Below are 13,444 nucleotides of genomic sequence, written 5' to 3' on the forward strand. Positions count from 1 at the left end.
CCGGGCCGTGCCTCAGCGCAGCGCTTCCAGGCTCAGCCGCTGGGCCACCCAGCGTTCGGAGAAGCCATCGCCGCGCCAGTTTTCCAGGAAGCCGCAGTGGCCGCCCCACGGGGCGATTTCCAGCCGGGCATGGGCCGGCAGGCGCCAGCCGTGGAAGGTGGCGTAGGGAATGACCGGGTCGTCCTGGGCCATCAGGATGTCGGCCGGCACTTCCAGCCCGGCCAGGCGGTCGCCGGCGATGGAATAGCCGTCGAAGTAAGCCTGCAGGGTGCCGAATTCGGTGTGGTGTTCCACCAGCCAGGCGGTCAGCGCGCGGATGTCCAGCTTCAGCACGCGGTCGTCCCAGTCGCTCAGCTCGGGGAACAGGTCGCGCTTGCGGCGCAGCGAGCCGGCCCATTTGCGGCGGAAGTACCAGTCGTACATCGCCGGGCCGTTTTCGATGCTTTCCATGGTGATCGCCGGGTCCAGCACCGGGCAGACTGAAGCCACCCGCCGCAGCGGCACCCCGGCCGACGGCGCGCGCAGCGCCAGCCGCAGCACGAAATTGCCGCCCAGCGAGTAGCCGGCGGCCACCAGCGGCAACTGCGGCCAGCGCCGGGCGATGTCGCCGGCGGCGTGCACCACTTCGTCGATGCGGTTGGAGTGGAAGATGCCGGGGTTGAGGTGGTGGGTGTTGCCGTGGTCGCGGAAGTTCAGGCGCACCACGTCGTAGCCGGCCTCGAGCATGCGCGCGGCGGTCATGCGCATGTAGCTGGATTCGGAACTGCCTTCCCAGCCATGCAGCAGCAACGCCATGCCGACCGGTTCACGGCCCTCGATGCGGCTGTGCCAGCCCTGCAGCCGCACGCCTTCGCCGCCGTCCAGGATCAGCTCTTCGGTGAGCGCACCGGTGGCGGCCAGCAGCACCAGGCCGCGCTGCATGCGCATGCGGCTGGAGCTGAGCATCGACTGCAGGTGCGGGTTGCGCAGCCAACGCGGCGGACAGTAGTCGGCAGCGGTCAGCATCGCGCTATTGGGCGTTCATGGCCGCCACGATGCGCGCACGCGAGGTTTCCGCGATGCGGCGGCGGCCTTCCAGGTCATGGGTGCCAATGGGCGCGAGGAAATGCACCTCGGCCCGCCGTGCCGGTTCCCCCAGCAGACGCAGGAAGTTGGCGAAGAAGCTTTCGCGCTCGCCGAACGCGACCACGGTCTGCGCGTCGCCGCGCACGCCGTAGCGCAGCGCCACCGGCTGTACCGGCACCTGGGTTTCCACTGCGGCCTGGAAGATGCGGGCGTGGAACGGACCCACTTCATGGCCACCGCGGGTACGCCCTTCCGGGAACACGCCCACGGCCTTGCCTTGCTGCAGGCGCTCGACCATCAGCTGCATCACCCCGCCCAGCGATTCGGTGCTGCCACGCTGGTGGAAGATGGTCTGCCCGCGTGCGGCCAGCCAGCCGACCACCGGCCAACCGGCGATTTCGCGCTTGGCCACGAAGCCCATCATGCGCTGGCTGTGCAGCATGGAGATGTCCACCCAACTGACGTGGTTGGCCACGAACAGCACCGCGCCCGGCAACGGCGTGCCGATGCGGTGCAGGCGGAAGCCGAAGATCCACATCAACCCGCCCGACCAGGCATTCACCAGCAGGTGCTCCAGCGTACGCCCGCCCACGCGCAGGTTGCCCCACGGCGGCAGCATGCCGATCAGGAGCAGCGGAAGGAACAGCAGCAGGTGGACCAGCAGCAGGGGAACGCGGTACAGGTAACGGCACACACGCGCCACGCCGCCACGCGAGGCCGAAGGGGGGGAAGTCATCCGCGAACGATACCCGAGCGCTGCGGGGTCTGCCAGCGTGGCGGGCCATCCGCCACAGCAGGTCAAGCCGGGCTCAGCCCGGGCGGGCCGCCGGGACCACGGCCAGGGTCAGCCGCGAGGTGCAGACCAGCTTGCCGGCCTCGTCTTCGATGCGGATGTCCCACACGTGGGTGCTGCGGCCCACGTGCACGGCCCGCGCGGTACCGGTGACGGTGCCACCGCGCTGGGCGCGGATGTGGTTGGCGTTGATCTCCAGGCCCACGCAGACCTGTTCGCGGGTATCCACGCACAGGTTGCCGGCGCTGCTGCCCAGGGTTTCGGCCAGCACCACCGAGGCGCCCCCGTGCAGGATGCCGTAAGGCTGGCGGGTGCGCGCGTCGACCGGCATGGTGGCCTGGACCCAATCGTCACCGGCGGCGGTAAAGACGATGCCAAGGTGTTCGATCAGGGTGTTGCGGCTGAGCGCGTTGAGCGCCTCGATCGAAACCGGCTCGCGGAATACCTGGGACATGCGCTGCTTCCTTGGAACGAAGAGTATTACAGGATGGGCACCAGGCCGGCGCCGAACGCGGTGAGCATGCGCACCAGCAGCCACTTCGGGCCGACGTTGACCTCGGGGAAATCGCCCACGGCCACATAGCAGCGGTGGAAGTCCGGGTCCTGGCGGCGCAGCGGCTCGGGGCAGTCCGGGCCGGGCTGGAATTCGTAATCGGTGGCGTAACGCCACGGCCAGAAATCGAGCACGGGCAATGCTTCGGAGGCCTTGCCCACGCTGTAGTTCAGGCCCGACAGCACCGGCGGCTTGGTCCGCGGCGCCACCACCCAGGAGTTCTTGGGGTGGATGTCGCGGAGGATGCTCTGCGCCAGCGCTTCGGCAAACGCCGGGTCATCGATGATCACCGCGCCCTCGGTGTTGTAGTTCTCGCTGCGCGGGTCGAAGTTGTGGGTGCCGATCACGCCGATGCGGCGGTCCACCACCAGTGATTTGGCGTGCAGGCCCATGCGCGCGCCGCTGCGGGTCACCGGCAGCGGCTTGTTCACCGCCTTGGTGCCCAGGAACGAAGGCCGGGTTTCGGCACGCAGCACGCGGCGTTCCACCACGCTGCCGTCGGTACGGCGGCGCGCGGCCGGGCCGGGGGTCGGCTGCGGGCGGCCGCCGGCGTCGTCGGTGGCAGGCACGGTGCCGGCGTCTTCCTGCGCCACGAGCGGTGCGGTGGCACCCGTGGTGTCCGCGCTGCGCCGGTTGCTGCCGCTGCCGCGCGCGTTGCTGCCGGCCGCGCTGCCACCCAACAGGCTGCTGCGCCCACTGTCGGTGCTGGGCGTGGTGCCCAGCGGGGCCGGCACCAGGTTGCGGTAGTCGACCGGCGCATCCAGCGGGAACGGCTTGAATTCGTAGATGTTGAAGCCCAGCTCGCGCATGTTGCGGCGCTTGTACTTGTAGGACAGCGCGTAGACGATCGGGTTGTCGGTGGCGGCCAGGCTGTTGGTGGAGACCACGATGCGCGGCGGTTGTTCGCGCTTGCGCAGTGCCTCGAACAACTTGCGCGCCGGCTTGGACAGCACCAGGTACGGGGTCTGCAGCAGCACTTCGCTCTGCGCGCCGGCGATCAGCGAATCCAGCTGCGGCTCGGTCACGTGCTGGCCGTTGGCCGGCTGGCTGGCACGCTCGCGGCGGTGCTTGCGCGGCAGGTCGGCCACATAGCGGACCGAGCGCACCGGCAGCGCGGTATCGACGAACATGCGCTGGATGTAGGCCGGGTCGATCGCCTCATCGATCACCTGTTCCACCCGCGCCGGGCGGCGGTAGTCGGCCGGCGGCATGGCCGGGGCGCCCTGCTTGAGCAGGGTATTGCCCACATCGTTCAGGCGCTCGGCCGGCACGCTGCGCTGGGCGCGCCAGAACGCATCGAAGTTGGCTGCCATGCCGCGCGCTTCGGGGCCGGCCAGCAGTACGTCGCGGTCGCGGAAGTTGTATTCGCTGTCCCAGTCGTAATAGTCGTCCTGGTAATTGCGCCCGCCCACCACGCCCAGCGCATCATCGATCACCAGCAGCTTGTTGTGCATGCGCTGGTTGAAGCGGCGGAAACAGCAGATCACGCTGCCGGCGTAATCGGCGTAGTTCAGCCGCGCCTTGCCGAACGTCGGGTTGTAGACGCGTATTTCGAAATTCTGGTGGCTGCTGGCCAGCGCGGCCAGGATCTCCAGGTCGGAGATCGCCGAGAGCTGGTCGATCAGCACCCGCACCTTCACCCCGCGCCGCGCGGCGGCCAGCAGTTCGTCCAGCACCAGCCGGGCGCTGTCGTCCTTGTCGAAGATGTAGGTCTGCAGGTCGATGCTGCGGGTGGCGCTGCGGATCAGGTTGATGCGCGCCACCAGCGCGGTTTCGCCCTCGTCCAGGATGGTGGCGTAATGGCGAGGCGCCGCTTCGGTGGATTCGCTGAAGGCCTGCCCGCCCAGGGCGCGCAATGGCGAATCGAGCGCGCAGCGGTCGGGCTTGTCGCAGTCCACCGCATGGGAACGCGCCTGCGCCGCAATGCCGGCCGCGCGCTCGCGCTGCGCGTTGGACAGCGACGCACAGCCGCTGCCCAGCAACAGGATTGCCAGCACGATCACCCGCAGCAGGGGATTCACGGTTTCAGCGCCTCGTTGAGACGCGCACGCAGGACGAAGGTCACTCGATCACTCAGGGCTAGCTGCCAGCTGTCCATCCCATACCGGCCACGCTGGACGGTACCGCGGCTGACCACATCGCAATCATACCCGGCCCGGGGGCAGGACGCCGGTTCCACCTGCAGGGTCTCGGGGTGGGATACACCCCGCAGGATCAGCCGGCCATGGATGCCGCCGCCCTTCTCGACCAGCTGCGGGTCGTAGGGCACTGAATCGAATTCGACCACCGGGTAGCGCCCGGCGTCGAAGAACTCCTCGCCCCGCATCCAGCCGGTGTAGCGGTCCTTGCCGGGAATCTCCACGTAGCCGGTGAACATGCGCAGGTGGACCTGGTGGCGGCCATCGGCCAGCACGTCGATGCGGCCTTCAAAGCGCGGGAACACCCCTTCGATGCGCTGGCCCAGCCGGGTGCGGATCTCGAAGCCCAGGCGCGAGCGCGCCGTATCCAGCTCCATCACGTGTCTGGGTGCGGCCTGGGCCGGGGGCAGGGACGTCACCGGGGGTTCGGCACGCGCCGCCCCCGCCGCCAGCCCGAGCAGACAGCACAACAGGGTTCGTACTGCTGTCACGGCTTACGGCCACCAGAACGCGGTCAGGCTCGCAACGCCGGGCTCGATGGCAGTGTCCCTGGGAATCTGCAGTACCGCTATCCCGCCCGGGGCCATGCCGCGGTATTCGCTGCTGCTGCCGTCGCTCATCAGCGCCACCAGCTGCTCCAGTGCGGGGTTGTGCCCGACCACCAGCAGCCGATCCACGTCCCTGCGGTCATCGACCAGGGCAGCCAATGCACCGGGCGTCGCCTCGTAAATCCCGTCGTCCAAGCGCTTTTCGACGTTGCCGATGACGCCCAGCACCGCTTCGAGGGTCTCGCGGGTACGGCGCGCGGGTGAATACAGCACGCAGTCGGGCAGCAGGTTGTTGTCTTTCAGCCATTTGCCGGCGGCTTCGGCTTCGGCCAGCCCGGTCGACGACAACGGCCGGTCAAGGTCGGCCTGGCCGGTACCCGCAGGTTCGGCATGGGCGTGGCGCAGCAGGATCAGTTCTCGCATAAGGCTCTCTTCTGGCTCAGGCAATCTTCAACCACTTCAACAGTGGCTCCCAGTCACTCTGGTGCTCGCGCACCTGCGCGGAGCGGTAATCGAACAGGCTTCGGCCCAGGCCGGTCATGACCACGTAGCCCTGGGTATCGCGCAGCTTGGCAACGACCGGGTACGGCCACTCCTCCAGCATCTGCTCGGCCTGGCGGGAGGTCTGGGTCCACGGTTTGGTGCGGTTGAGCACCAGCCCCACCGGCAGCTTGCGCTTGTGCACGCGCGGCACCTTGGACAGGGTGTTCAGGAAGCCGACGATGGCTTCGATGTCCAGCGCCGAGGGCAGCACCGGCACCACCACCGCGTCGGCCACGTCCAGGAAGGCGTCCAGCTCACCGGCGCGGGCGCCGGCGGGGGCATCGATGACCAATACCTCGGTGTCGTCAGGCACGTGCTTGAGCGGGTGCTTGCCGCTGGCATCAATGGGCAGCACCGCGCTTTCCAGCCCGGCACGGCGTTCTGCCCAGCGGGTGCTGGAGCCTTGCGGGTCGGCGTCGGCCAGTACGGTCCGTTTGCCGGCCAGGGCGGCCTGCGCCGCCAGGTGGGTGGCAATGGTGGATTTACCCACCCCACCCTTGGAACCGGCTACCAGGATCGTCTTCATGCCAGCCTCGCTTCCGGGGAACGTGACCCGAGCGTACACCGCCCTCCGTGATGGAGATAGTCGCGCGGCTGAACCTCCTGCATCCCGCGCCGCTTTGCTATCGTGCGCGATCCAATGGACTGCAAGCCGGCATGAGCGAGTTACAGGACCTCAGCGCGTTGATCCGCGCCAATACCCCGCTGATCGTGATCGAGACCCAGGACGAGGGTCGTGTGGTGGAGCTGTTCCGGCAGACCCTGATGCATGTCTGGCGGGCCCTGCACCGCTGGTCCATCACCGAAGGCCTGCGCCGGATCGACATGGACCGCGAGGACGACGCGGTCGGCCCGCCCGATGCCAGTTCGGCCCTGCAGATGATCCGCCAGGCCGACCAGCGCGGCATCTACCTGCTGCTCGATTTCCACCCCTACCTGGGCTATGCCAGCCACCAGCGCGCGCTGCGCGACCTGATCCAGCGCCGCCACTGCGAGGCCCACGTACTGGTGCTGATCGGCGCCAAGGTGGAGCTGCCGGCCGAGCTGGAGGCGCTGGCCACCCGCTTCAACCCGCGCCTGCCCGACCCCAACGCGCTGCTCAAGATGCTGCGCGAGGAAGTGGCCGCCTATGCGCGCGAGAACGGTGGCCGCCGGGTTGAAGTGGACAACGATGCGGTCAAGAAGATCCTGCACAACCTGCGCGGGCTGAGCCTGGTGGATGCACGGCGGATCGCCCGCCAGCTGATCTTCGCCGACGGTGCGATCAGCCAGGATGACCTGCCGCAGCTGGCGAAGCTGAAGTTCGAGCTGCTCAACCGCGCCGGGCATCTGCATTACGAATACGACACCACCCGCTTCGCCGACGTGGCCGGGGCCAACCGGCTCAAGCGCTGGGTCAACCAGCGTCGCCCGGTGTTCCTGGGCGGCCAGGGCCCGGCCGGGCTGGACCCGCCCAAGGGCATGCTGCTGCTGGGCGTGCAGGGCTGCGGCAAATCGATGCTGGCCAAAGCCACCGCCGCCGGCTTCGGGGTGCCGCTGCTGCGCCTGGACTTCGGCAGCCTGTACGACAAGTTCCACGGCGAAACCGAGAAGAACCTGCGCGAGGCGCTGGCCTCGGCCGAGCAGCTGGCGCCGTGCGTGCTGTGGATCGACGAGATCGAGAAGGGGCTGGCCAGTGGTGGCGAGGACGGCGGCGTGTCACGGCGCGTGCTGGGTCACCTGCTGACCTGGCTGGCCGAGCGCAAGAGCCAGGTGTTCATCGTGGCCACCGCCAACCAGGTGCATGAACTGCCGCCGGAGCTGCTGCGCAAAGGCCGCTTCGACGAGATCTTCTTCGTCGACCTGCCCGATGCCAACACCCGGGTGGAGCTGCTGCGGCTGCACCTGGGCCGGCGCACGCTCAATGCCGACGATTTCGCGCTGCCGGCGCTGGCGGCGGCCAGCGATGGTTTCTCTGGCGCGGAAATCGAACAGGCCGTGGTGGCCGGGCTGTACGCGGCACATGCCGAACAACGTGCGCTGGACACCGAACTGCTGATGACCGAGATCCGCGGCAGCCGCCCGCTGTCGGTGCTGATGGCCGAACAGGTCAACGGCCTGCGCGACTGGGCACGCGGGCGTACCGTCAGCGCGGACGAATAGACCACGCTCCAGCACGGTGCGGCCACCGGCTTCGAGCAGGGTCGAAGCCGGCGTAACCTGCGGGTGTTACGGCCAAGCCGGCGGCTGCGCCGCCCAGGCCTGCTGCACTTCGGCCAAGGTGGCACGTTCACTGTCGCGCCAGCCCGGCAGTGCCTGCGCGTAGCCGTCGCTGGTGCTCCAACGCTGCGGCTCGGTGCGCACGGCGGCGGCGTACCACTTCACCGCTTCTTCCTTGCGACCCAGCGTCCACAACGCCAGCGCGTAGGTCTGCGGCACCCACGATGCGTTGCCGCGCAGACCCTGCTGGGCGCTGTGCCACTGCACCAGGGCCGCCTCGGCGTCACCCTGGCGGAACAGATCCCAGCCATGGTTCCAGCGCACCATGCGGCCCGGCACCGAGGTACCCGGCGCATTCTTTTCCGCATCGGCGTACAGCTCGCGGCCCAGCTCCGGGCGGCCCTGTGCATAGGCCACGCTGGCCAGCTGCACGGTGGCTTCCAGCGCCTTGCGGCCACGTTCGCGTTGTTTCATCAGCTGGTCGACGACATCGCTGCTGTCGGCCGGCACGACCACGGGCGTGACCGCAGCCACGTCGTCATCGAAGTAGAACTCCTGCAATGCCGGCAACGATTGCGCTGCCGCCCCGAACACATTCATCCCCGCCGCCAGCACCATGCCGGTCAGCATCTTTCTTGCCACTGCCATACAAACTCCCCCAGGTTGTCACAACAACCTCCCTCCCCGATCCTAACCGCAGCTCGCCCGCGGTGCGAGTCCCGAAGGCCAGAAAATGCCCGGCTGATACAATTCCGCCCTTTCCGGCCGCCCTCGCGGTGGCCGTGCCAGCCGTCAGCACGGGCCAGCCATGACCAGTACCGCCGAACTCACCTCGCCTTCGTCCGCCAACCTGCCTGCCGGGCCGCTGGACGACAGCTACACGCTGGACCACAAGTACACCCGTACCGATGGCCGCATTTACCTGAGCGGGGTGCAGGCGCTGGTACGCCTGCCGCTGATGCAGCGGCTGCGCGACCAGGCCGCCGGGCTGGACACCGCCGGCTTCATCAGCGGCTACCGCGGCAGCCCGTTGGGCGGCTTCGACCTGGAACTGTGGCGCGCCCGCCAGCACCTGGAGGCGGCGAAGGTGAAGTTCACCCCCGGCCTCAACGAGGACCTGGGCGCGACCATGGTCTGGGGCACCCAGCAGACCAACCTGTTCCCCGGGGCCAGGGTCCAGGGCGTGTACGGCATGTGGTACGGCAAGGGCCCCGGCGTGGACCGCTGCGGCGATGTGTTCAAGCACGCCAATGCGGCGGGTACGTCCGTGCACGGTGGCGTGCTGGCGCTGGCCGCCGACGACCACGCCTGCCGCAGCTCCACCCTGCCGCACGGCAGCGAAGATGAATTCGTCAGCGCGATGATGCCGGTGCTAAACCCGGCCGGCGTGCAGGACATCCTGGACATGGGCCTGCTCGGCTGGGCCATGAGCCGTTACACCGGGCGCTGGATCGGCTTCAAGACCATCGCCGAGACGGTGGAATCGTCCGCGTCGGTGCAGGTGGACCCGTTCGCGCGCCGGATCGTGCTGCCGGAAGACTTCGAAATGCCCGCCGGCGGGCTCAACATCCGCTGGCCGGACCCGCCGCTGGACCAGGAAATGCGCCTGCACCGCTATGCGGTCAAGGCCGCCCAGGCGTTCGCGCGGGCCAATGGCATCGACCGGGTGGTGATGGATTCGCCGCGTGCGCGGCTGGGTATCGTCACCACCGGCAAGAGCTACCTGGACGTGCTGCAGGCGCTGGAGTACCTGGGCCTGGACGAGCGCGCCTGCGCCGACATCGGCATCCGCGTGTACAAGGTCGGCATGACCTGGCCGCTGGAACCGGAAGGCATCGCGCGCTTCGCCCAGGGGCTGGAAGACATCGTGGTGGTGGAGGAGAAGCGGGCCTTCATCGAGCGCCAGATGAAGGAACAGTTCTACAACTGGCCGGCCAGCTGGGGCCAGCGCCCGTCCATCGTCGGCAAGTACGACGAAGCCGGCCAGTGGATCCTGCCGTCCACCAATGAGCTCACCCCGGCCACCATTGCCGGCGTGATCGGCCGCCGCATCCAGCGCTTCTTCACCAATGACTCCATTGAACAGCGCCTGCGCTGGATGGATGCCAAGGAGGCCGAACTGGCACTGCCGCGCGCCAGTTTCCCGCGCGTGCCGCATTACTGCTCGGGCTGCCCGCACAACACCTCCACCCGCGTGCCGGAAGGCTCGCGTGCGCTGGGCGGGATCGGGTGCCATTACATGGTCACCTGGATGGACCGCAGCACCGACACCTTCACCCACATGGGCGGTGAAGGCGTGACGTGGGCCGGCCAGGCCGCGTTCACCGATACCGAACACGTTTTCCAGAACCTGGGCGATGGCACCTATTTCCACAGTGGCTCGCTGGCGATCCGCCAGGCGATCGCCGCCGGGGTCAACATCACCTACAAGATCCTCTACAACGACGCGGTGGCCATGACCGGCGGCCAGCCGGTGGACGGCACCCTGACCGTGCCGCAGATCGCCCACCAGATGCGCGCCGAAGGCGTGCAGACGATCGTGCTGGTGAGCGATGAGATCGGCAAGTGGAACAAGCGCGAGCTGTTCCCCGAGGGCGTGGAATTCCATGACCGCGCCGAGCTGGATGCGGTGCAGAAGCAGCTGCGCGAGGTGAAGGGCACCAGCATCCTGATCTATGAGCAGACCTGCGCCACCGAGAAGCGCCGCCGCCGCAAGCGCGGCAAGCTGGTGGACCCGCCGAAGCGCGTAGTGGTCAATTCGCTGGTGTGCGAGGGCTGCGGCGACTGCGGCCAGAAGAGCTTCTGCGTGTCGGTGCTGCCGAAGGAAACCGAATTCGGGCGCAAGCGCGATATCGACCAGTCCAACTGCAACAAGGACTATTCCTGCACCACCGGTTTCTGCCCCAGCTTCGTCACCGTGCACGGCGGCACGCTGCGCAAGGGCTCGCGCAGCGAGCGCAGCAGCCTGCTCGACAACCTGCCCGCGCCGACCTTCCGCAGCACGCTCGAGCAGCCCTGGAACATCCTGATCACCGGCGTGGGCGGCACCGGCGTGGTGACCATCGGCGCGCTGCTGGGCATGGCCGGGCACCTGGAAGGCAAGGGTGCCAGCGTGCTCGACCAGACCGGACTGGCCCAGAAGGGTGGCGCGGTCACCACGCATATCCGCATCGCAAGGCGTCCGGAAGACATCCATGCGGTGCGCATCGCCGCCGGCGAAGCCGACCTGGTGGTGGGCTGCGACATGGTGGTGGTCAACGACTACTGGGCGCTGTCGAAGGTGCGCGCCGAGCGCTCGCAGGTGGTGCTCAACACCTATGAAGCCATGCCGGGCACCTTCACCACCCGCCCGGACATGCAGTTCCCGGCGGCCGACATCATTGCCGGCATCCGCGTGGCACTGGGCGGCCGCGACCCGCTGCTGCTGGATGCCACCCAGCTGGCCACCGCGCTGCTCGGCGATGCGATTGCCTCCAACCTGTTCATCCTGGGCTACGCCTGGCAGCAGGGGCTGGTGCCGATCTCGTTCGAGGCGCTGATGCGCGCGGTCGAGCTCAATGGCGCAGCAGTCGCGATGAACCAGCAGGCATTCGCGTGGGGCCGGTTGGCCGCCGTGGATCCGCAGGCGGTGCAGCAGGCCGCCGGTCTGGTCCGCAACGGCCATACCGATACCGAGCGCACCCCGGGCCCGCTGCATGACCTGCCGCCGGGCGAGTGGGAAGGTAACGAATGGGGCGCCACCGCCGCGCCGCGCGAGACCGGCGACGAGCGCGAACTGCGCGGCCTGCCCGGGCATGGCGGCGGCAGCGACGTGGCATTCCTGCCGCTGGATGACGAGCGCCTGTCGCGTTCGCTGGATGAGCTGGTGGAACGCCGCGTGCGCTTCCTCACCGAGTACCAGGACGCGGCCTATGCCGCGCGCTACCGCGCGCTGGTCGACCGCGTGCGCACGGCGGAGTGGGACAAGGCCGGCAGCACGGCGCTGACCGAAACCGTGGCGCGTTACTACTTCAAGCTCATGGCCTACAAGGACGAGTACGAAGTGGCGCGTCTGTACACCAGCGGCGAGTTCCAGCGCCGCCTGCAGCAGCAGTTCGAGGGCGATTTCCAGGTGCACTTCCACCTGGCCCCGCCGCTGTTCGCGAAGAAGGACGAACAGGGCCGCCTGATCAAGCAGGAATACGGGCCGTGGATGCTCAAGGCGTTCGGGCTGCTGGCCAAGCTTAAGTTCCTGCGCGGTGGCACGTTCGACATCTTCGGCCGCACCGAAGAGCGCCGGGGCGAGCGCCAGCTGATTGCCGATTACGAACAGACCGTAGCACTGCTGCTGGAAGGGTTGAGCGATGACCGCGTTGCGTTGGCGGTCGAGATTGCCAGCATTCCGGAACATATCCGCGGCTATGGGCATGTAAAGGAAGCACACCTGCACAAGGCCAAGGCGCGTGAAGCGGTGCTGCTGGCGCAGTGGCGCAACCCGAAGGCACTGCATATCGTGCAGGTGGCGTAATCGCTGACCCTGCGTAGCAGGGCGATGCGTTTTCGAACGCAGCGCCCTGACACCCGGAACGTGCGCGCACCCCCAGGGTAGAGCGGAACGTTGGTCCGATGCGCGCGAAGCGCGCTGTCGCCCGCGTTCGCGATTTCCGGCATCCCGCAAAAGGCAGCGGACCAACGGTCCGCTCTACCGCCCGCCGCCGCTGTGTCGCACGGATCCGGCACACCGAAAGTGTGCCACTCATTCCACGTTGCACCACGGCGGCGCAATGCCGCTCCTGTCACGGCCCACACTGAGGCTACACTTGCATCACGCCTGCCAGGTGACCCGCCGACGCTGCACAAGCGCAAGCCGCACGCCCTGTTGCGGGAAACACCGATGCCCTAAGGGCGCAAAGACAAGGAAGCTGACATGCCGAAGATGCCCCTGCAGGTCGCCGCTGTCGCAAGCCTCGCGCTGGCTGCTTGTGCAACGCCCGGGGCGGCAACGTCCCAGCCCACGGAGATTCAGGAGAGCAAGCCAATGCACGGTGCACGCTATACCTACCCCGACCCTCCGGTCGTGACCAGCGGTGAGCTGGTGTCCGAGGGCGATCCTGCCATCTCGGCGAAGATGAACTACAAGCCGGTGGAATGGCCGCTGCGGTTTGAGAAGCATAGCTTCAGCGCTCGCTGCTACGACACTCGTGAGTGTGAAGTTGTGTACGACAACCTGCGCCACGGTGACGCTCGACCCTCGCCGCCTGCCTCGACATACGGAGCCGACTACCTTGAAGGTTGGATGGGCGGGCACGGTGGAATCAGGAATTTCCCACCTGCCGCAAAAGTCTCCTGGGTTTCCAAGGATGGCACTTCACTCGAAGCCGAGATTGATATCGGAGACATCTTCAAGGATGGACTCATCCGGCATTTTGTTCCTAAAGAGGAGGTTGCTGACCTTCCTGATGGAAGGAACGAGAGCCCGCCTTCGATTCTCCTCGAGGTGAATGATCGTGTCATCCGCGTTTACATGAGGGCTTCTGTACCAACGAAGCTCCTCCAGAAGCACGGAAACCAGCACAGCATCACGCGTCGCGATCTTGTTCTGGTGAAGACATGCAGCTACTGAGCA

11 protein-coding genes are annotated in these 13,444 nt (G+C 67.7%); 3 read left to right on the forward strand and 8 right to left on the reverse strand.

The features are described 5' to 3' along the window. Window positions 1–12 precede the first annotated feature (12 nt). The 7 genes from KVS69_RS14760 to KVS69_RS14790 form a co-directional block, all read right to left on the reverse strand. The gene (locus tag KVS69_RS14760; RefSeq protein ID WP_068848229.1) at window positions 13–1,005 is read right to left on the reverse strand and encodes an alpha/beta fold hydrolase; all 993 of its coding nucleotides are present in this window, start codon (window positions 1,003–1,005) and stop codon (window positions 13–15) included. Between the two features lie 4 nt (window positions 1,006–1,009). After that, window positions 1,010–1,801 carry a lysophospholipid acyltransferase family protein gene (locus KVS69_RS14765; protein ID WP_068848227.1) on the reverse strand — a complete coding sequence of 264 codons (792 nt, stop codon included), beginning with the start codon at window positions 1,799–1,801 and terminating at the stop codon, window positions 1,010–1,012. A 73-nt stretch (window positions 1,802–1,874) separates the two neighbouring features. Further along, window positions 1,875–2,312, reverse strand: a complete 438-nt coding sequence (locus KVS69_RS14770) for a hotdog fold thioesterase (RefSeq protein ID WP_217538713.1) — start codon at window positions 2,310–2,312, stop codon at window positions 1,875–1,877. 26 nt (window positions 2,313–2,338) lie between these two features. Further along, the gene (locus tag KVS69_RS14775) at window positions 2,339–4,432 is read right to left on the reverse strand and encodes a phospholipase D family protein (RefSeq protein ID WP_217538714.1); all 2,094 of its coding nucleotides are present in this window, start codon (window positions 4,430–4,432) and stop codon (window positions 2,339–2,341) included. Then, window positions 4,429–4,926 (reverse strand): YceI family protein, encoded by a 498-nt coding sequence (locus KVS69_RS14780; protein WP_083214025.1) that lies wholly within the window; start codon window positions 4,924–4,926, stop codon window positions 4,429–4,431. Before KVS69_RS14780 ends, KVS69_RS14775 begins: the two co-directional genes overlap by 4 nt. Before the next feature lie 117 nt (window positions 4,927–5,043). Next, a complete protein-coding gene (locus KVS69_RS14785; RefSeq protein ID WP_217538715.1) occupies window positions 5,044–5,520 on the reverse strand; it encodes a histidine phosphatase family protein in 477 nt (158 codons plus the stop codon). 16 nt (window positions 5,521–5,536) lie between these two features. Continuing rightward, entirely contained in the window at window positions 5,537–6,166 is a 630-nt protein-coding gene (locus tag KVS69_RS14790) for a ParA family protein (RefSeq protein ID WP_217538716.1), read from the reverse strand. Between the two features lie 131 nt (window positions 6,167–6,297). On the opposite strand from KVS69_RS14790, the gene KVS69_RS14795 reads away from it, so the two are divergent. Then, the gene (locus tag KVS69_RS14795) at window positions 6,298–7,782 is read left to right on the forward strand and encodes an AAA family ATPase (protein WP_068848215.1); all 1,485 of its coding nucleotides are present in this window, start codon (window positions 6,298–6,300) and stop codon (window positions 7,780–7,782) included. Window positions 7,783–7,848: 66 nt separating this feature from the next. Here the strand turns inward: KVS69_RS14795 and KVS69_RS14800 are convergent, their stop codons facing one another. Then, window positions 7,849–8,487: a tetratricopeptide repeat protein gene (locus KVS69_RS14800; protein WP_217538717.1), complete on the reverse strand. Its 639-nt coding sequence runs from the start codon at window positions 8,485–8,487 to the stop codon at window positions 7,849–7,851. Between the two features lie 160 nt (window positions 8,488–8,647). Between KVS69_RS14800 and KVS69_RS14805 the strand changes: the two genes are divergently transcribed. Together KVS69_RS14805 and KVS69_RS14810 are read left to right on the forward strand one after the other, a co-directional pair. Further along, on the forward strand, window positions 8,648–12,346 hold the full coding sequence (locus KVS69_RS14805; protein WP_217538718.1) for an indolepyruvate ferredoxin oxidoreductase family protein: 3,699 nt from the start codon (window positions 8,648–8,650) through the stop codon (window positions 12,344–12,346). A 399-nt stretch (window positions 12,347–12,745) separates the two neighbouring features. Then, entirely contained in the window at window positions 12,746–13,441 is a 696-nt protein-coding gene (locus KVS69_RS14810; RefSeq protein ID WP_217538719.1) for a hypothetical protein, read from the forward strand. The last annotated feature ends 3 nt before the right edge of the window (window positions 13,442–13,444 follow it).

This window comes from Stenotrophomonas sp. GbtcB23 (genome assembly GCF_019091045.1).
Taxonomy (GTDB): domain Bacteria; phylum Pseudomonadota; class Gammaproteobacteria; order Xanthomonadales; family Xanthomonadaceae; genus Stenotrophomonas; species Stenotrophomonas rhizophila_A.

Excerpts from the sequence above, each read along its gene's own strand:
- KVS69_RS14810 (WP_217538719.1), top strand. The coding sequence starts at position 12,746 with ATGCCGAAGATGCCCCTGCAGGTCGCCGCTGTCGCAAGCCTCGCGCTG.
- KVS69_RS14780 (WP_083214025.1), bottom strand. The coding sequence starts at position 4,926 with ATGGAGCTGGATACGGCGCGCTCGCGCCTGGGCTTCGAGATCCGCACC.
- KVS69_RS14765 (WP_068848227.1), bottom strand. The coding sequence starts at position 1,801 with ATGACTTCCCCCCCTTCGGCCTCGCGTGGCGGCGTGGCGCGTGTGTGC.
- KVS69_RS14795 (WP_068848215.1), top strand. The coding sequence starts at position 6,298 with ATGAGCGAGTTACAGGACCTCAGCGCGTTGATCCGCGCCAATACCCCG.
- KVS69_RS14800 (WP_217538717.1), bottom strand. The coding sequence starts at position 8,487 with ATGGCAGTGGCAAGAAAGATGCTGACCGGCATGGTGCTGGCGGCGGGG.
- KVS69_RS14790 (WP_217538716.1), bottom strand. The coding sequence starts at position 6,166 with ATGAAGACGATCCTGGTAGCCGGTTCCAAGGGTGGGGTGGGTAAATCC.
- KVS69_RS14770 (WP_217538713.1), bottom strand. The coding sequence starts at position 2,312 with ATGTCCCAGGTATTCCGCGAGCCGGTTTCGATCGAGGCGCTCAACGCG.
- KVS69_RS14760 (WP_068848229.1), bottom strand. The coding sequence starts at position 1,005 with ATGCTGACCGCTGCCGACTACTGTCCGCCGCGTTGGCTGCGCAACCCG.
- KVS69_RS14805 (WP_217538718.1), top strand. The coding sequence starts at position 8,648 with ATGACCAGTACCGCCGAACTCACCTCGCCTTCGTCCGCCAACCTGCCT.
- KVS69_RS14785 (WP_217538715.1), bottom strand. The coding sequence starts at position 5,520 with ATGCGAGAACTGATCCTGCTGCGCCACGCCCATGCCGAACCTGCGGGT.